The organism is Sphingobacteriales bacterium, from assembly GCA_016706405.1.
Taxonomy (GTDB): domain Bacteria; phylum Bacteroidota; class Bacteroidia; order Chitinophagales; family UBA2359; genus BJ6.
In genome coordinates, this window is sequence record JADJJT010000001.1 from 943,351 (window position 1) to 961,040 (window position 17,690).

Genomic DNA, 17,690 nt, shown 5'->3' on the forward strand with positions numbered 1-17,690 from the left:
AAAAACTAAAGTTCGGCTAAGCATTAAGTCTTTAAATTATTTGAATTGTAATGTATAAAAACCCGCTCCCATTAATTCTTTAAATTTATCAGCATTTTCAGAGAGAAATATACAATATGCATCTCCAAAATTGTCTTTGTGTATGGCAAGAATCATCGCTGTCTTATACTTTTGTCCAAACTCCTTGTTAACTTCAAAAAAGGATATTGCACCCCAATCAGCATTAAAATCCAGTTTTGCTCCTTTTTGGTCAAACTCGGTAATTTCTGAATAGTTTCCGCCAGATAGGTCAAAAAGCAATTTATTAAAAAGCATTGGATACATTTTGTTAGGATGAGTAATAAAACTTGTTTTATTTTTTTTTGTAAACTCATTGAAATTAATAATTGTGCTGTCTAGAGGCATAATTAAATAACGAAGTTCAAAGTTTCTTGTGTTGTCCTTTAGTGCATAATCATATTTTAATTGTTGGTTCTCAATTATTTTTGTTTCTTTAAAACCAAGGGGGGGATGAAAAGATAAATTTGCCCGAGCAAGTAAGCTGGTAAAAGATTTGGGTAAATTGTCAGAACTAAATGAAGTGAGTATTATTAGAAGAAAGAATATTCCAGTTTTATTTATATTATTCATAACGCTTTTAATTTTATCGTCTATTTAAAATGGCATGTATTGTCAGTCAGTTTATAAACTCATAAGTTTCGGCAAATTTACATTATAAGTTTCAAATGGCGGCGATTTGAGGGCTTGTTTTTTTGCGTTAATAAATCTTGGATGAAATATATTTTGAGGCGGGCTGCCTTAATTTTATCCGGATAAAAAAACGAGGGCGTAAATTTATCCGGAAAATGCGCTGATGCAATTTTATCCGGAAGTAATAGGCTCATTTTAAGGCATTCAAAAAAAGGAAACTTCCATTTATTTATCCCAAAATTGAGGTTTGCCTAAAACGCGGCAAAGGCAGCTACGGCGGGCATTTTAGCCCAAAAAATCAGCTAAGTAAAATTTGAGTTGTGCAACGGTTACCGATGTTACCTGCTGTTTTTCTTGTCATTTCGTTAGATTTCTCGTTTCTAAATCGCTGTCAAACAAAATTTCGCTTTTGATTTTGTCCGACAAAACTTTATTCTTTATTAAAATTTCGACAATTCCTTTTCTGTGAATTGCACAATTCATTTTGTTATACAGTATTTCAAGAGGTTGTTTACATTCTTTTGTCTGGTTCGCTTTGAATATATCTGTATAAGTTCCTGCTAATTGTTCTATTTTGTGTTCATTGTTTGTATTGTCTGCAATTTCACTTAATAATTTGAAGTCTCCACTTTTGTAATTAGAAGTCAAGATTTCTAAAAAGTCAATTGGATTTTTTGAGTTTTTTATTTTGTCGATTGCAAAGTCTCTAATGTCTTTGCTTTTTAAATGCTTTAATGCTTCAACAGCGTTTTCAACAATTCTGTTTTTGCTTGTCCGCTTTTGCTTTGCAAAGTCTAAAATTATTTGATTGTCGTAAGGAAATTTGTAGAAATCAAAAATGTCCAAGAGTTTTTCAATATTTACCTTGTCCGCTTCGTTAATGAGTTGTTTTGCTACTTGATTTACTTCTTCGTGAAACAATTTCCGTTTTCTAACGAATGAAATACGTGGTTTGCTGTTTATAACTTCGTCAATAATGTCTTTATATTTTGTTGGTTTGGTCTTATGCCTTTTTGACTTGATTTTGTACGTTTTATATTGTCAAGATAAATACGAATGAACTTGTTCGTCTTGGCTTTCTTTTTAAGTTCTTCGTATACTTTTATGCTTTTGTTTTCTTCTTGAAAGTGTGTAATTATCCAGTCGTCTTGCCAATCATCTGGATTTTGTTCAATGTGTTTTCCAAACTTTTCGGCAACGTAAAAAAGTCCATTTAGTCCGTCAAGTTCTAATATTTCATAAGCACCAACCCAATCAGAACCTTCAATTGGATTGGTTAAGAATCTGTCATAAATTGCTCGTTTTGCTTCTGTGTCATTTCGCTCGGCAAAAAGTTTTGCAAGCGCAAACAAATGTGTCAAATTCCAAGTGTCGTTTTTTTCTGTTGCCAATCCTTGCAAAATAGCTTTGCGAATTTTGTCTTTCTTTTTTGAAACAGAAATAATGTCATAGATATATTGTGCCCGATTTCCTTCACATTGTCCGTCATAAGCGAAAATATTCAAAGCACCTTTAATAATTTGATTTGAAAAGTCAATTGTCGGGTTGTTCTTTGCTATTAAATACGCTTCGCCTGTCCCACGTTTTAGTGAGTTGAAAAATTGTCGTTTTATGTCTGCTGTGTAGGTCATTTAAAACTCTGACTAACGTCAGTCCGTCTAAAAACTCATAAGTTTCGGCAAATTTACATTATAAGTTTCAAATGGCGGCGATTTGAGGGCTTGTTTTTTTGCGTTAATAAATCTTGTATGAAATATGTTTTGAGGCGGGCTGCCTTTATTTTATCCGGATAAAAAACGAGGGCATAAATTTATCCGGAAAATGCCCAAAATATTAGCCCAAATATATCATCATCCGGAAATAATAAGGTGGTTTTTCCAAAATTCGTTTTATTGGGCTTAATTAGGTTCATTTTAAGGCCTTCAAAAAAAGGAACTTCCATTTATTTATCCCAAAATTGAGGTTTGCCTAGAACGCGGCAAATGCAGCTACGGCGGGCATTTTAGCCCAAAAAACACCTAAATAAAATTTGAGTTGTGTAACGGTTACCGCTGTTAGCGGTTCGTTATTTATTGGTTCTCACGAGTCAAATTTTGAACCGTCCCACTCAACTCCGGGCGGAAATAACTCCGATTTTCTTTTTCTCATTTCTGCTGCAATTAAAGCACCACCACCGCCTTGATCTTCAAGTTTTGAAATGATACTCATATAACTCTTTTCATCTCTATTTTGACTTAGCTTAAACACATTGTCAATATTATCTGCCTTAATCTCAAATCCAACGATTGCAGGCATCATCTTGCTCAAAAAATTGTCCGGCAGATTGTCGTAGAAAGTTTGCGATTGTAAGTTGCCTTTTTCAAATTTCAAAGTCAGTTTACGCATAAACGCCACTAATTCGTCATTTGACATAAAGTTTACTTGTCCTGCAATATGCACACTCATATAGTTCCAGGTTGAACCAATTTGAGGGTTGCTGTACCAAGAAGCACTTACATAGCAACTTGGTCCAGTAAAGACCAGCAAGGCATTTGGGTTTTCAGCAAATGCTTTATGATGGTCTGTGTTTCGCATTATGTGTCCATGCATAAATAGTTCTCCATTTCTTTCTTCAAGCAACATTGGTATTTGGGTTGCTACCTGTTTGCCTGAATTGAAGCTACCTGTCATAAAAGCAAATGGATATTCTTCTAAAAATTCCAAAATTGCTTGTTTATCCTTCTCTTTAAAGTATGAAAAATTATACATTCTTGATTGCCTTTTTTGTTATGTGGTGTCGTTTTACAATTCTGACTAACGTTTTATATTACTGTTCAGAATCAAGTTATTACGCATCCTAAGTCCTCATTAGTCAGGGCAAATTTAGCGATTTGTTTTTTGACTCTTGCTACTAATTTTAGTTTTCTTTTTTCATCAAGGAACAGGTAATCTGTAGGTGGTTTGTAAGGAAGTTTTTTTACGACCATATTCCAAAGTATTACAGCAAGTTTTCTGGCAGTAGCACTCACGGCTACGGTTCTGCCTTTGCGGTAACATACACGGTTGAAGAAGTTAGACAAATGGGTGTCTTTTAAATTTCCAATTGCATTGGCTGCATTGCGAAGTGCAATTTTCAATCTGTTGCTTCCCTTGGGTGTTTTTGAACTGAGTAATTTACCTCCGCTTACTTTGTTGTTCGGAGCAAGTCGCAGCCAGCTTGTAAAATGTTTTGCAGTTTCAAACTTATGAAAGCCGTCAGGTCCAATTTCGCTGATAATGCTTAACACTGTGGCGTGACTCATTCCCTCAATGTTCATTAAATCAACCCCACCAAAGTATTGAAAAGAAGCCTGATTGAGGTCAATTCCTTTGATTGCATTTTTGTTTATTCTCTTATGCGTTTTGTCGGTTGTTTTGAGTTTCTTTTTTTCAGGATATGTATTGATTTGCTGTTTGAGAAAGGCTCCAATTTGTTTATCGCATTCAGCAATTTTCTTTTGATAGAATTGGTATGATTCTAATTCTTGCTTCAACCCGAACAGGTAATCTTCACGATTGTTTCCTTTCAAGGCTTTGGATATCTCTTCTTTGGATTTTCTGCAGTTACCGTGTCGGTGTCCGGAAAGTTTTTCAGGGTCGAGATTTCCTTTGCAGATATCGGTGATGATTGCCATACCAGTCAATCCGCAAATATCATTGACTACTACATCCAAGCGAAAGTTGAGTATTTTAAGATATTTCTGCATTTTGTGCGATGCTTCTGCAGCAAGCGTGAGCATATTTTGTCTTTGCCGGCAATAGGTGCGTAACTTTTCGGTGGTTTCATCGGGTAAAAAACTGCTTGTCAATAAACCTATACTGGGTAGTTTTTGTATCCACCGGGCATCTTTCACATCCGTTTTTTTGCCCTTGATGTTTTTAGTGAATTTGCCATTGGCAAGGGTTACATCAAAACCGTGTTTAATGAGTTCTACATAGAGGTTTTGCCAATAATTTCCTGTGCTTTCCATAGCCACAGAAGTAACATCATGCTCTTTTAGATGCACACAAATGTCGGTCAGGTCATCAGCGTACACCCCAAACTCTTTAACATCTTCCAAGTCTTGTCCCACCGCAACAAAGTGGCTGCGACTGCCAATATCAATGCCTGCACAATGCGGGTTGATAATGTCCATTGCTAATTTTTGTTTTTCCATTTTTTCTATTTTTTATAGGTTAATAAAAATGGCTCAAAGAGAATGTATCTTTGCACTGTAAATTATTCTGAACGGGGTAGCGAAAGCTCCACCACTGAATTTATCACTAAGTCCCGACTGGGAATCGGGACTTTTTACATTCCAACCAGAATGACGCACGAGCTATAACGCACCAATGCTTAGAAGGGTCTTGCAATGAGCCGCTTCAAATGTAGTGTGTATTGTCTGCCGGATGACTCTCCCGTTAGCTCGAGAATTTATTTTCGGTCGAAAAATGGGGAATGACGCATAACGGCAGTCCGTCTAAAAACTCATAAGTTTCGGCAAATTTACATTATAAGTTTTAAATAGAGGCGATTTGAGGGCTTGTTTTTTTGCGTTAATAAATCTTGGATGAAATATATTTTGAGGAGAGAGAGGGCGCATATCTCCTTAAAACGAGCTATAAAAGACGAAAAACAAAAAACAGGGTTTTTAACCACGTTTTGAACAGCTCACGAGGCAAAATATTGAATAATCGGCGCAAATTATAGGCAGTCATTATAAGCCCCACATCGGCGGCGGCGCGCTCAATGCCCCGCTTGGTGATGATGTAGGAGTAACCCCATTGCCGTTTAATTGTGCCGTAGGGGTGTTCTACTATTTGCTGCCGAAGCTTATACAAGTTTTTATTTTTTTTTTCTATGTTTTTTTTTGTTAATATCTACATATTGTTGGTACTCGCTCCGCTCTATGAGTCTGCCTTTTGCATTTTTGGTGCATAACAATTTGACGGGACAATGCTGACATTTAGTGGTTTTATAATGTTTAACATAATAGGTCGAGTTCTCTTTGGTTTTGAGGTAGTTATTGCCGTTTGTACGGAGTGTTTCTCCCTGCGGACAGTTGTAGGTATCGGTAAGATTGTTGTAGTCAAAGCGGTCAAAATTGTAATCCCGGATTAGGTGCGCAAGCGGCAACTGAGGGTATGGCTGTCATAATTTCTACCCCATTTCGACTGCCGTTTTTATTTCACTTCGGTGTGATATCCTTTGTCGTAAAGGGCGGTAAAACCCGTTGTTTGCAATATTGTTTGCGCGCTTTGCAGCATCTCGCCCATAGGCTTTGCTGTCGTTGGTATTGGTAAGTTTGTAATCAATAATGAGTTTGTGTTTATCATCTACGGTGGTTTGCACGTTGTACCCTACTTCGGTAATATTGTTGCGGGTAATGAGTTGGCGGCTGTCGGGGTCGGTGGTAGAAATTTGTTTTTCGCCCGTATCCTCAAGTTGTTGCTGAAGGACTTGGTAGTTTTGTTTTCGTTGTGTTTGCTTGTCAATTTCTGCTTGTATAGTTTGTTTGTTATCTTCATCGGCTGCGGCAAGTTCGGCGTTGTACTCGTCTAACTTTTTGTCAATATAGGCAAGATGTTGTGCTATTTTCTTTTCATTAAAATTGTTTTTCTTGCTGTTTTGAGCCCGAAGTTTGGTCGAGTCGCCGGCAATGAGTTTGCCCCCTATTAATTGAAATTGTTTTGCTATGCGCACGGTGTGCCGAAATACTTCCCGGATGGCTTTTTGATTATCTTTCCGGAAATTGGCTATGGTATTGTGGTCGGGTGCTAATTGTTGCAACAGCCACATCACTCGGTATTGCGCCTGCACTCTTTTTCTAACACTCTCGAAGAACGAATGCAGTTTAAATACCCGTAAATAAACAATTTGAGCAAATCTTTCGGGTTGTATGCTGGCCGACCTTCAGCATTTAGTTTGCTGGCAAAACCAAATTTTTCCATCTCAATACTTTCAACAAACATATCAATTAACCGAACTTCATTGTCCGAAGCGATAATATTGTCTAAGCAATCGGTAAATAAAACGGCTTGTTCTCTTGGTATTCCTTTAATATATTCCATGCCACTAAATTACGAAATAAATTAAATATTACCCAATTATTTGAAAGAAAAAATAAAATTATTTGAAGGTTTTTAGACAGTCTGACGGTTTTCGGCTTTGCGAGGGAGCGGATTTTAGCACAAAAGCTCAATCGAAGAACCGAACTTCAAATTTACGAAAAAGTTTCAAATGAAGCACTTCCCCCGCTCTCTTGCAAAACCGATGTTACAGGCTGGCGTTCATTTAGTTGTCTTGTTTTATTGTTTTATTTTTTTCGTGAGGGAAGGCATACTCTTTGGCAAGCTTGGCTTGTGCGGCTTGCCAATGTGTATGCCATGTTCAGAATGTTGTGTTTTAAAACTCAAATATAAATCCAATAGACGGTACAATTGTCGCTTTTCTTTGTTGAAGAATTAAAGGAATACCGTTACTTCCGTCTGCTTTAATGGTTTGTCCGTCTGTTGTTTTAAAGCCAGTGTTGTCATCGTTTCTTTCAAACGTGAATTTTGGAAGATAGGGTGTTTTATAAAACAGAATATTTTGGAAATCGACAAATAAATTTAAACTTACTTTTTTGAAGTTGAATTTTTTATCTACTCTCAAATCCAATTGGTTGAAAATGGGAAGTCGTTTGTTGTTGAGCTGTGTATAATCATAAGTACCTGTTCCTGTTGTTAAATACATTGCCGTTGAAGCGTTCCTGTCAAAAGGCGTGTAAGGTTGTCCGCCTGCAATTCGGTATTTCAAACCGATGTCCCAGTTCTTTTTGAATTTATATCCAAATGTAGCGGAAACAATGAAACCATAATCCCAAGTGGAAGGACTGAATTTATTATCTACACCTGAAAATTCAGACTTATAAAGTGTTGCACTAGCCACATAGAATAAATTTTTCACCAACTTTTGTTGAACATAAACTTCTATTCCGTAAACCCTTCCTCGTCCAGTTGGTGCGTATTGATCACTTCCAACCGCTGAATAATCTGTGCCGATATTTGCATAAGAAATTCCGTTGGTTAATGAAACAGGATAATTTCTGTAATCTTTGTAAAACGCTTCAAAAGTAAAACGCAAATCGTTTTTAGGCACAAACTCTGTTCCTATGGTGTAATGAATGGCATTGGTATATTTTAAATCCTTATTGACAAGTATTCCGTTGGCATCTTTATATCCCAATATGGTGTAAACTGGTAATTTATAATAACTTCCAACAGATGCTGAAACATTCCATTGATTGTTGATGATATAGGAAAAAGAAGCTCTTGGCGAAATAGTTCTCAAAGGGTTTAATCCACTTTTTGTATAGGTATTGATGTCTGTTCGAATACCTCCTGACACTAAAAATTTATCATCAAAAAAGTATTTTGCTACTTGTCCATAAAGTCCAAATTTGAAAAATTCTATGGCTGACTTACTCGAAAAACTAATCGCAGGGCTGATAATATTTCCATTGTTATCTTTTACTTCTTCTTTAATGGTATTGAAAATGTCGGCATCGTATTTTACATATTGAGCATCCACGCCATAACTGTATTTCCAGCCATTTTTGTAGTTGTTCATATCAAAACGAAGCTTGTTTTCTGTTTCGTGGCTTCCTAAACTAAACAGTTTGTTTCCACTTTTTGAAGCATTGTTTTCATAACGGTCTGCACCATTAAAAAACATATTCCTACTTAAAGCAATCGTGAAAAACCCATTGTTCACCAATCTTTTTAAGGTAGCACCTACGGTATAGTTCCACTGTTTAATCAAAGGATTTGCTCGATTGATGTATTCTGTATTGGCATCACTTTCTTTTGGAACTGCCAATTTAAAATTATCAATTGCTCCAATTCCAATAAAAGTCAATTCTGTTTTGTTGTTGATTTTATGGTTTACCTTGTATTGAAAATCATAATAATCAGGTCGGATAGGCAGGTCTAATAGCTTGAATAAAAATTGCAGATACGAGCGTCTAGCCGAAGCCATAAAGGTAGTTTTCTTTCCCAAAGGACCTTCCAACATTGCAGCAAATTCAGTTCCTGACAAACGAAAATTTCCACTTAATTTATCGGGATTTCCATTTCTTTGTTTGATGACAATTGTAGAAGCTAAAGCATTGTCGTATTTCGCATTAAAAGCAGATGAAGTCAATTGTACATCTTGAATGAACGAAACATTTAAAATTCCAGTTGCTCCGCCACTCGCTCCTTGCGTTTGAAAATGGTTTAAAACAGGAATTTCAATGCCGTCCAAATAATAAACATTCTCACTCGGGCCACCACCACGAACAATAATATCGTTACGGTTAGGTGTTGTTCCGCCTGCCACTCCTGGCAATACTTGAATTACTTTTGAAACATCAAAATTTCCACCAGGATTAACTTTTATTTCTTCAGCAGTTAATCGTTGGGTAGCAAGTGGCGTTATCATATCCGTTGCTCGAACTGTTTTTCCTGCATTGATGACTACCTCTTGTAATTCCTGACTTTTTTCGTCTAATTCTATTTGCAAAACCTGTGCATTTCCAGAGCTCAAATTGATATTGTAAATCGTGGATGGCGAATACCCAATATAAGAAGTTTCTAAATTATATTTTCCAACAGGCAATTGAATGGAGAAACTACCATTTTCATTTGTAATAGTATTAATTGTGTCTTTTCCAGTAAATCGAAGCACCACACCAATCAACTCTTCTTGTGTGTTTTTATCTTTTACAACACCGTTTATAGTCCCCATATTTTGAGCATATAAAGTGCTTGTAAGCAAAGTTATCAAAAGCGATAAAGAAAGATTTTTCATATAATCAGAATAAAATTTAGTACAAAGGTAAACTATATTTTGAAATAAAAGTACTTTATTGTACTTTATTTTAAATAAAATGGTATCTTTGTATTCTAATTCGATAAAGATGAATTACAAATTGATTAAAGATGTCCTCAATTTGCTTGAGAAATTTGAGATTGAAAACAATAAAAAAAGTGACTTTGAAACTTCTGTCGAAGGGTTTAAAAATTGGATTATTTCCACTAACACCAATCCTGTTGTTGAACCCAATTGGGAGGGCAAAGAAAATGGAAGAAGTGCCGAAAGTGTCATCAATACATTAATTGTACACATGAACCGATACGCAAAAAGTTATTCTAAATCTGCCATTTTTGGGTCGGAATTTTCCACGCAAGAAGATTTTATTTTCCTTATCAATTTAAAGGCGTTTGGAGAAATGTCGAAGATGGATTTAATCAAAAAAAATGTGCAAGAAAAACCATCGGGAATGCAAATTATCAATCGACTGATTGCCCAAGGTTGGGTAGAACAACGAAATTCAAAAGTAGATAAACGAAGTAAAGTGATTTCAATTACGCAAAGTGGCTTGTTGACTTTAGAAAAGCAAATGGATAAAATTCGTCAAGCAACCTCCATTGTTACAGGAAATTTATTACACCATGAAAAAATGGAATTGATACGATTGCTGAATAAACTAGATGATTTTCATCAATCAATTTATGATAAAAATATAGATACCGAAAATTTATTACGTGAAGTGTTAAAAGATAAACAATGAAAATTGCAATAATTGGTTCGGGGTTTTCGGGCATTTCTGCAGCCGCTTATGCAGGGAAGAAAGGTCATGAAGTGCATGTTTTCGAACAACACAATCAACCAGGCGGAAGAGCAAGGCAGTTTACAACGGAGGCTGGATATACTTTTGATATGGGACCAAGTTGGTATTGGATGCCTGATATTATGGAGGATTTTTTTGCTGATTTTGACTGCAAAACTGCTGATTTCTTTGAATTAGTTTCCTTAAATCCGCAATTTGAAATGATATTCTCCGATGAAAAAATTAGCGTACCTGAAAGTTTGGAAGAGTTGAAAATCTTGTTTGAAAATTTGGAGAAAGGTGCTGGATTACAATTGGAGAAACTTATGCAATCTGCCAAATTCAAGTATGAAGTTGGCATGCAGGATTTTGTGAATAAACCTTGCCATAATTGGACAGAATTTATCTCTCCAAAAATAGCGAAAAGTGCCTTGAAATTAGATTTGCTGACCAATTTTAGAAGCTATGTTGCCAAATACTTTAAAAATGAAAAACTAAGGACATTAATGGAGTTTCCTGTAATTTTTCTCGGAGCTACTCCTAAAAACATTCCTGCTTTGTATAGCTTAATGAATTACGGAGGTTACGCCTTAGGAACACATTATCCAATTGGAGGTTTCTATCAATTGGTTTTAGCCATGAAAAGCGTAGCGGAAAAACAAGGGGCAATTTTTCACTTCAACAGCAAAGTAGAAAAAATACATACAGATAATAAAAAAGCAACCTCTCTGCAAATCAATGGTGTAAATCATGAATTTGATGCAGTGATAGCCTCCTCGGATTATCACCATACAGAAACACTACTTAACGAAGAGCATAGAAATTACACAGAAGAATATTGGATAAGCAGAACATTTGCCCCTTCAAGTTTGATTTTCTATTTGGGCATTAATCAAACGATACCCAATTTGAAACATCACACACTTTTTTTTGAGAATGATTTGGATGAACATATTGATTGTATTTATGGGGATAAAAAATGGCCTGAAAAACCATTGTTTTATGTTTGTTGTCCTTCTAAAACAGATGATGGTGTTGCACCTAAAGGAAGAGAAAATTTATTTCTATTAATGCCATTAGCAATAGGAGTTGATGATGATGAAAATGTTAGAGAAAAGTACCTTATGGAAATGCTTTCCAGAATTGAAAAACATACAGGAATAACCGATTTAGCTTCAAAAATAGAATACAAAAAGAGTTATTGTGTAAGCGATTTTATTTCGGATTACAATGCCTACGGTGGGAATGCGTATGGATTGGCAAATACACTGAATCAAACAGCGGTTTTGAAACCAAAAATAAAAAATAAAAAATTGAACAACCTTTTTTATACCGGTCAGTTGACCGTTCCTGGACCTGGCGTTCCACCTTCTATTATTTCAGGGAAAATTGTAGCACAAGAAGTTAATAAACTTAAAAAAGAAGTATTATGAAACAATTATTTGATGAACTTTCTTACTCAGTAAGCAAGATAACAACTCAAAAATATAGCACCAGTTTTTCCTTGGGGATTTTGGCATTAAAACCTGCTATTCGTTCTGCAATTTATGCGATTTATGGATATGTCCGATTGGCTGATGAAATAGTGGATAGCTTTCATGATTACGATAAGGAAAAGCTACTAAATAGACTAAAAACAGAAACTAGAAATGCTTTAGAAGAAGGTATTTCGCTCAATCCAATTTTACAATCTTTTCAGGAAACAGTGCATAAATATCAAATTGATAGCGTTCTGATTGACCACTTCTTACACAGTATGGAGATGGATTTGCAGAAAATAGATTACAATTCAAAACTATATGACGAATATATTCATGGTTCAGCCGAAGTGGTTGGATTAATGTGTCTGCAAGTTTTTACAGATGGTAATAAAGAAAAATATGAAGAACTAAAACCTTACGCAATGAAGCTGGGCTCTGCTTTTCAGAAAATAAATTTTTTAAGAGATTTGAAAGATGATTATCAAATTTTAGGTAGAACTTATTTCCCTAATGTGGATTTGAGTGTGTTTGATAATTGTGTCAAATGTCAAATTGAGAAAGAGATTGAAGAAGAGTTTAAAGAAGCCTTAATCGGAATAAAAAAACTCCCAAACTCATCGATGTTTGGGGTGTATTTGGCTTACAAATATTATATATCATTGTTTAGAAAAATAAAAAGAAAGTCCTCAATAGAAATAATGAATAATAGAATTAGGGTTTCCACTTCACAAAAAGCATTTGTTGCGTTTAAGAGTTATTTAAGATACAAAATAGCTGTTTTATAATGAAAGTTTTGATGTTGTTTTTAACCGTTTTATTTATGAATTACTCATTTGCCAGTTCTGTAATTGATGAAGCAAGAATGAACTACAACAAAGCAGTTCAAGATAAAGATTTATGTAGAAAAATGATAGATGAATTAGAGAAATCAAAAGAGAAATCTCCAGTTTATCTGGCTTATTTAGGTGGCTTTCAAACAATTTGGGCAAATCATGTTTTTAACCCCATAAGCAAACTTCAATCATTTAAAGAAGGAAAGAATAAAATTGAACAAGCCATTAGTAAAGAACCTGATAATGTTGAAATTAGGTTTATTAGATTTTCGGTGCAAAAAAACGCCCCCTCCTTTTTAGGGTATAGCAATAACATCATAGATGACAGAAATTTCATCATAAAAAATAGAGATGATGTCAGTTCCGAAGTTGTTCAAAAAAACATTGAAATACTTTTAAAATAATTTTTCCTATGAAATACTTATTATATCGAGAGCAACAGTTGAATTGTGAGTTACAAACCGCATGGGATTTTTTTACTTCGCCGATGAATTTAGCAAAAATAACCCCCAAGGATATGGCATTTACAGTTTTGACAAATAATAATAACAAAAAAATATTTGAGGGGATGATAATTGATTATACGGTATCGCCTCTACTTGGAATACCTCTAAAATGGAAAACCCGAATTACAGAAGTTATACCTCACAAAAGTTTTACAGATTTTCAAGAAAAAGGACCTTATAAATTATGGAACCATCATCACGAATTTATAGCTAACGAAAAAGGAGTGCTTATGAAAGATAAAGTTGATTATGAATTGCCTTTCGGAGTTTTAGGAGATTTGGTACATCGTTTATTTGTAAAAAAGAAAATAGAAAAAATATTTAATTACCGCTATCATATTTTAGAAGAATTATTTAATTCTAAAAAAAAATAAAATGAAAATATTAATTATCATACTTGTTTTTATATTGATGGAAGGAGCTACTTGGCTTATCCATAAATACATCATGCACGGTTTTTTATGGGTTTTACACAAAGACCATCACGACCATAGCAATAAAGGAGAATTAGAAAAAAACGATTGGTTTTTTGTAATTTTTGCTTTACCAACCATTGCTTTGATGTATTTCGGCTCATTAGAAAACTTCAACTATTTGTTTTATATCGGATTAGGAATTATGCTCTACGGAATGGCGTATTTCTTTGTACACGATATTTTTATTCATCAGCGTTTACACTTTTTTAAGCACACCCAAAATCGTTATTTCCTTGCACTTAGGAGGGCTCACAAGCAACATCACAAACATTTAGGGAAAGAAAAAGGTGAATGTTTTGGCTTCTTGTATGTGCCATTCAAGTATTTTAAAATCTATTTTAAATCTGCTGCAAAATAATGGCTTATACCTATTCTCTTATTTTATTTTTCACGGTCATCATTTGCTTTATTGCATCTTTTGACAAAAGAATTCAATTCAACAAGCATTTTGGCTCGTTTATAAAAGCTGGTTTTCTTGTTGCAATTCCTTTTATAGCTTGGGATGTTTGGTTTACAGCTCTTGGAGTATGGTGGTTTAATGCTGATTATACGCTTGGAATAGTATTAGCAGGTTTGCCTTTAGAAGAAATCTTGTTTTTTATTTGTATTCCGTTTTCTTGCATCTTCACTTTCTATACGATTGATAAATATTATAAATGGGAAGTATTGAGTGCCTTCAATAACATATTGGTCTTTGTCAGTATTATTATTTTGTCAGTTGTAGGTTTATTAAATGTGGATAAAATTTACACACTCATTACAGCCATCGTTACAATTGTTACTTTAATTTACTTGCATTTTATAGTTAAGGCAGAATGGATTACAAAAGCATCCATAATCTTCACAATCCTTATGCTTGGCTTTTTTCCAGTAAATGGAATTTTAACGGGTAGTTTTATTGAAAATCCAATCGTCAATTACAATCCAAAAGATTTTTTGGGAATACGACTATTTACCATTCCTATTGAAGATGCCGTTTATGGATACACGCAGTTTCTATTGGTCTTATATTTTTTTAAACAATTTAAATATTCAAATCATGAAAAATAAAACAATAATAGGAACAGCTTTTATAGCGTGTGGAATTTTACTATTAAATTCTTGTTCTTCTATTCCTAAAAATGCAAAACCAGTTCAGAACTTTGATGTTCATCGGTATTTAGGCACTTGGTATGAAGTAGCCCGTTTTGATTTTCGGTTTGAAAAAGATTTAGACAATACATCTGCCCAATATCGTTTGGATAAAAAAGGAAATGTAATTGTGTTGAACAGTGGCTATAACTTTGTGAAAAACAAATGGAGCAAGGCAGATGGTTTGGCAAAGTTTAGAGGCGATAAATATGTAGCCGCTTTGAAAGTTAGTTTTTTTGGACCTTTTTATTCTGGTTATAATGTTGTAGCTTTAGATGAAAATTATCAATATGCATTGATTGCAGGTAAAGATTTAGATTATCTATGGATTTTGTCAAGAACCAAAACGATACCCGAAGAAATTAAAAGCAAGTACCTAAAAATTGCTAATGAAATAGGTTACGACACTTCTAAATTAATTTGGGTAAATCACGATAAAAACGATAATCCATACCTAAATGAAAACTAAACTTTCTCTCTTTTGGTTTCGCAGAGATTTACGGCTGGAAGATAATATAGGTTTGTGCCAAGCCTTGTCTTCAGGATTTCCTGTGCTTCCTATTTTTATCTTTGATAAATTCATCTTAGATGCTTTAGAAAACAAAGAAGACAGACGAGTGGATTACATTCATCAAGCTCTTTCGGCAATCAATTCTGGTTTGAAAAAACATCAATCTAAATTGAATACATTTTACGGAGAGCCTTTGGATATTTTCCAACAACTTTCCGAGAAATACGATATTCAAGCTGTTTTCTGCAACCGAGATTATGAACCTCAAGCCATAAAAAGAGATACGAAAATTTATAACTTTTTCAAAACGCAAAACATTTCTTTTAAGGCTTTTAAAGACCAAGTTATTTTTGATAAAAAGGATGTTGTAAAAGTTGATGGAACGCTTTACACGGTTTACACACCTTATTCAAAAAAGTGGAAAGAAAAATTGACAGAGAAAGAATATCGTTCATTTCCCATTGATTTTACCAACTTTTTTAAGCAAGATTTTTCTGAAATTCATTCCTTAGAAACTATTGGATTTGCTAAAACGGACATTCGTTTTGAAATACCAAAATTAGATGCTACTATCATTGATGATTACGATAAATTCAGAGATTTTCCTGCACTACAAAAAACGACACAGTTGGGAATTGCTTTGCGATTTGGTACAATAAGCATTCGTAAATGTGTAGAATTTGCATTAAATCACAATCAAACATGGTTAAACGAATTGATTTGGCGAGAGTTTTTTATGCAAATTCTGTATCATTTTCCAAGGGTGGTTCGTCAATCGTTTAAAGCAAAATACGATTTTATTCAATGGCGAAATGATGAACAGGAGTTTGGACTTTGGTGTCAAGGGAAAACAGGATATCCAATAGTAGATGCAGGAATGCGACAACTTAATGAAACTGGTTTTATGCACAATAGAGTTCGTATGATTGTAGCCAGTTTTTTGTGTAAACATTTGTTGATTGATTGGCGTTGGGGCGAAGCTTATTTTGCTCAAAAATTAAACGATTACGATTTATCTGCCAATAATGGAAATTGGCAATGGGCAGCAGGTTGTGGTTGTGATGCAGCACCGTATTTTAGGGTTTTTAATCCCAGTATTCAAACCGAAAAATTCGACAAAAATTTAGAATACATTAAAAAATGGCTTCCTGAATTTGGAACGCATGAATATCCCAAACCAATGGTAGAACATAGTTTTGCTAGAGATAGAGTTTTGAAAATTTACGGAGAAGCAGTAAAATAAACTTTTAAAATGAAAAAAATACTCATCGCAGGCGGAACAGGTTTTGTAGGAAAACACCTTATTCATTTTTTAGTGCAAAAAGGATATTTCATCCACGTATTAACTAGAAAACCAAGTTCAAATTCATTGGAGAACATCCAATATTTCAAATGGGATGTTGAAAATCAATACATTGATGAAAAAGCATTTGAAGGTGTAGAAATTCTCATTAATTTGACTGGTGCCAACATAGGCGAAAAACGGTGGACAAATGATAGGAAAAAGGAAATTATTAACAGTCGGATAAATGCTATTGATTTGCTTTATCAATATGTATCCGAGAATAACTACAACATTACTACATTTATTTCTTCCTCTGCCGTTGGTTTTTACGGAGCAGTAACTACCAATGAAACTTTTGTTGAAACATCTGAAAATGGAAATGATTTTTTAGCTTCTGTTTGTCAAAAATGGGAAGCAACCGCTTTGAAATTTACTAATTTAGGTATTCGCACAGTAGTTTTACGCAAAGGTGTCGTTTTGGGAAGAGATGGCGGAATGGTGCAGAAATTAGCCCCATTAGCTAAACTTGGAATAAATGTTTCCTTGGGTTCAGGAAAGCAATATTTACCTTGGATAGACATTCGGGACTTGGTAAGATTGTATGAATTTATCCTTTCAAACTCAACAGTCAGCGGAATTTATAACGCTGTTGCCACTGAACAAATTACAATGAATGATTTTTCCAAAAGATTGTTGCATTCTTTTGGAAAAAGAAGTTTTTTGCCCAATGTACCTAGTTTTATAATTCGCTTACTTTTTGGTGAAATGTCGGTGATGTTGTTAGAAGGTTCAAAAGTCAGTAACGAGAAAATAAAAACTATTGGATTTATCTTTGAGTTCGATACTTTAGAAAAGTCTTTGTCGAGTTGATGTAGCGTTGGAAAAATTTAGCTCTTTTGGTTTTTTGAGTGGTTTGTGTGTTGGCTAAAAACCAAATGTGCTAAATGTGTGTCGGTAAAAATAAAACAAAAACTGGGATTAATTTCAGAATTTATTTTGGTGGTTCGGTTTTTCTACGCTTGCCTGTAACGGCAGTCCGTCTAAAAACTCATAAGTTTCGGCAAATTTACATTATAAGTTTTAAATAGAGGCGATTTGAGGGCTTGTTTTTTGCGTTAATAAATCTTGGATGAAATATATTTTGA

At 34.4% G+C, this 17,690-nt stretch carries 21 protein-coding genes; 10 read left to right on the forward strand and 11 right to left on the reverse strand.

Annotated elements, in window-relative coordinates; translation table 11 throughout:
* Positions 1–36 precede the first annotated feature (36 nt).
* The 11 genes from IPI59_03595 to IPI59_03645 form a co-directional block, all read right to left on the reverse strand.
* On the reverse strand, positions 37–630 hold the full coding sequence (locus tag IPI59_03595) for a hypothetical protein (protein ID MBK7526640.1): 594 nt from the start codon (positions 628–630) through the stop codon (positions 37–39).
* A gap of 77 nt (positions 631–707) precedes the next feature.
* Positions 708–884 (reverse strand): hypothetical protein, encoded by a 177-nt coding sequence (locus IPI59_03600; protein MBK7526641.1) that lies wholly within the window; start codon positions 882–884, stop codon positions 708–710.
* Positions 885–1,047: 163 nt separating this feature from the next.
* A complete protein-coding gene (locus IPI59_03605) occupies positions 1,048–1,611 on the reverse strand; it encodes a hypothetical protein (GenBank protein ID MBK7526642.1) in 564 nt (187 codons plus the stop codon).
* A 38-nt stretch (positions 1,612–1,649) separates the two neighbouring features.
* Positions 1,650–2,321 carry a hypothetical protein gene (locus IPI59_03610; protein MBK7526643.1) on the reverse strand — a complete coding sequence of 224 codons (672 nt, stop codon included), beginning with the start codon at positions 2,319–2,321 and terminating at the stop codon, positions 1,650–1,652.
* 448 nt (positions 2,322–2,769) lie between these two features.
* Complete coding sequence (locus tag IPI59_03615) at positions 2,770–3,438, reverse strand: FMN-binding negative transcriptional regulator (protein ID MBK7526644.1); 669 nt, start codon at positions 3,436–3,438, stop codon at positions 2,770–2,772.
* Between the two features lie 71 nt (positions 3,439–3,509).
* Positions 3,510–4,865, reverse strand: coding sequence for an IS110 family transposase (locus IPI59_03620; protein ID MBK7526645.1), 1,356 nt, complete (start codon positions 4,863–4,865; stop codon positions 3,510–3,512).
* 442 nt (positions 4,866–5,307) lie between these two features.
* Positions 5,308–5,529, reverse strand: a complete 222-nt coding sequence (locus IPI59_03625; protein MBK7526646.1) for a transposase — start codon at positions 5,527–5,529, stop codon at positions 5,308–5,310.
* 4 nt (positions 5,530–5,533) lie between these two features.
* Entirely contained in the window at positions 5,534–5,824 is a 291-nt protein-coding gene (locus tag IPI59_03630) for a transposase (GenBank protein ID MBK7526647.1), read from the reverse strand.
* A 24-nt stretch (positions 5,825–5,848) separates the two neighbouring features.
* Positions 5,849–6,589, reverse strand: coding sequence for a transposase (locus IPI59_03635; GenBank protein ID MBK7526648.1), 741 nt, complete (start codon positions 6,587–6,589; stop codon positions 5,849–5,851).
* Positions 6,487–6,759, reverse strand: coding sequence for a transposase (locus IPI59_03640; GenBank protein ID MBK7526649.1), 273 nt, complete (start codon positions 6,757–6,759; stop codon positions 6,487–6,489). Before IPI59_03640 ends, IPI59_03635 begins: the two co-directional genes overlap by 103 nt.
* 334 nt (positions 6,760–7,093) lie before the next feature.
* The gene (locus IPI59_03645) at positions 7,094–9,520 is read right to left on the reverse strand and encodes a TonB-dependent receptor (GenBank protein MBK7526650.1); all 2,427 of its coding nucleotides are present in this window, start codon (positions 9,518–9,520) and stop codon (positions 7,094–7,096) included.
* 109 nt (positions 9,521–9,629) lie between these two features.
* Here IPI59_03645 and IPI59_03650 point away from each other — a divergent pair, with 109 nt between their 5' ends.
* Genes IPI59_03650 through IPI59_03695 form a run of 10 tightly spaced genes read left to right on the forward strand, consistent with a single transcriptional unit; the run spans position 9,630 to position 17,415 of the window.
* A complete protein-coding gene (locus tag IPI59_03650) occupies positions 9,630–10,283 on the forward strand; it encodes a MarR family transcriptional regulator (protein MBK7526651.1) in 654 nt (217 codons plus the stop codon).
* The gene (crtI, locus tag IPI59_03655) at positions 10,280–11,755 is read left to right on the forward strand and encodes a phytoene desaturase (protein MBK7526652.1); all 1,476 of its coding nucleotides are present in this window, start codon (positions 10,280–10,282) and stop codon (positions 11,753–11,755) included. The genes IPI59_03650 and crtI overlap by 4 nt, the downstream gene beginning before the upstream one ends.
* Positions 11,752–12,588, forward strand: coding sequence for a phytoene/squalene synthase family protein (locus tag IPI59_03660; GenBank protein MBK7526653.1), 837 nt, complete (start codon positions 11,752–11,754; stop codon positions 12,586–12,588). Before crtI ends, IPI59_03660 begins: the two co-directional genes overlap by 4 nt.
* A complete protein-coding gene (locus tag IPI59_03665) occupies positions 12,585–13,040 on the forward strand; it encodes a hypothetical protein (GenBank protein ID MBK7526654.1) in 456 nt (151 codons plus the stop codon). Before IPI59_03660 ends, IPI59_03665 begins: the two co-directional genes overlap by 4 nt.
* A gap of 8 nt (positions 13,041–13,048) precedes the next feature.
* Complete coding sequence (locus IPI59_03670; protein ID MBK7526655.1) at positions 13,049–13,516, forward strand: SRPBCC family protein; 468 nt, start codon at positions 13,049–13,051, stop codon at positions 13,514–13,516.
* 1 nt (position 13,517) lies between these two features.
* Complete coding sequence (locus IPI59_03675; GenBank protein MBK7526656.1) at positions 13,518–13,976, forward strand: sterol desaturase family protein; 459 nt, start codon at positions 13,518–13,520, stop codon at positions 13,974–13,976.
* Positions 13,973–14,668 carry a lycopene cyclase domain-containing protein gene (locus tag IPI59_03680; protein MBK7526657.1) on the forward strand — a complete coding sequence of 232 codons (696 nt, stop codon included), beginning with the start codon at positions 13,973–13,975 and terminating at the stop codon, positions 14,666–14,668. Before IPI59_03675 ends, IPI59_03680 begins: the two co-directional genes overlap by 4 nt.
* Complete coding sequence (locus IPI59_03685) at positions 14,658–15,218, forward strand: lipocalin family protein (protein ID MBK7526658.1); 561 nt, start codon at positions 14,658–14,660, stop codon at positions 15,216–15,218. Before IPI59_03680 ends, IPI59_03685 begins: the two co-directional genes overlap by 11 nt.
* Complete coding sequence (locus tag IPI59_03690) at positions 15,208–16,503, forward strand: deoxyribodipyrimidine photo-lyase (protein MBK7526659.1); 1,296 nt, start codon at positions 15,208–15,210, stop codon at positions 16,501–16,503. The genes IPI59_03685 and IPI59_03690 overlap by 11 nt, the downstream gene beginning before the upstream one ends.
* A gap of 9 nt (positions 16,504–16,512) precedes the next feature.
* The gene (locus IPI59_03695; protein MBK7526660.1) at positions 16,513–17,415 is read left to right on the forward strand and encodes a TIGR01777 family protein; all 903 of its coding nucleotides are present in this window, start codon (positions 16,513–16,515) and stop codon (positions 17,413–17,415) included.
* Positions 17,416–17,690: the final 275 nt, after the last annotated feature.

Coding starts and splice junctions, on each gene's coding strand:
- IPI59_03615 (MBK7526644.1), bottom strand. CDS start 3,438: ATGTATAATTTTTCATACTTTAAAGAGAAGGATAAACAAGCAATTTTG.
- IPI59_03660 (MBK7526653.1), top strand. CDS start 11,752: ATGAAACAATTATTTGATGAACTTTCTTACTCAGTAAGCAAGATAACA.
- IPI59_03600 (MBK7526641.1), bottom strand. CDS start 884: ATGAGCCTATTACTTCCGGATAAAATTGCATCAGCGCATTTTCCGGAT.
- IPI59_03685 (MBK7526658.1), top strand. CDS start 14,658: ATGAAAAATAAAACAATAATAGGAACAGCTTTTATAGCGTGTGGAATT.
- IPI59_03610 (MBK7526643.1), bottom strand. CDS start 2,321: ATGACCTACACAGCAGACATAAAACGACAATTTTTCAACTCACTAAAA.
- IPI59_03620 (MBK7526645.1), bottom strand. CDS start 4,865: ATGGAAAAACAAAAATTAGCAATGGACATTATCAACCCGCATTGTGCA.
- crtI (MBK7526652.1), top strand. CDS start 10,280: ATGAAAATTGCAATAATTGGTTCGGGGTTTTCGGGCATTTCTGCAGCC.
- IPI59_03650 (MBK7526651.1), top strand. CDS start 9,630: ATGAATTACAAATTGATTAAAGATGTCCTCAATTTGCTTGAGAAATTT.
- IPI59_03595 (MBK7526640.1), bottom strand. CDS start 630: ATGAATAATATAAATAAAACTGGAATATTCTTTCTTCTAATAATACTC.
- IPI59_03640 (MBK7526649.1), bottom strand. CDS start 6,759: ATGGAATATATTAAAGGAATACCAAGAGAACAAGCCGTTTTATTTACC.
- IPI59_03645 (MBK7526650.1), bottom strand. CDS start 9,520: ATGAAAAATCTTTCTTTATCGCTTTTGATAACTTTGCTTACAAGCACT.
- IPI59_03690 (MBK7526659.1), top strand. CDS start 15,208: ATGAAAACTAAACTTTCTCTCTTTTGGTTTCGCAGAGATTTACGGCTG.
- IPI59_03695 (MBK7526660.1), top strand. CDS start 16,513: ATGAAAAAAATACTCATCGCAGGCGGAACAGGTTTTGTAGGAAAACAC.
- IPI59_03675 (MBK7526656.1), top strand. CDS start 13,518: ATGAAAATATTAATTATCATACTTGTTTTTATATTGATGGAAGGAGCT.
- IPI59_03670 (MBK7526655.1), top strand. CDS start 13,049: ATGAAATACTTATTATATCGAGAGCAACAGTTGAATTGTGAGTTACAA.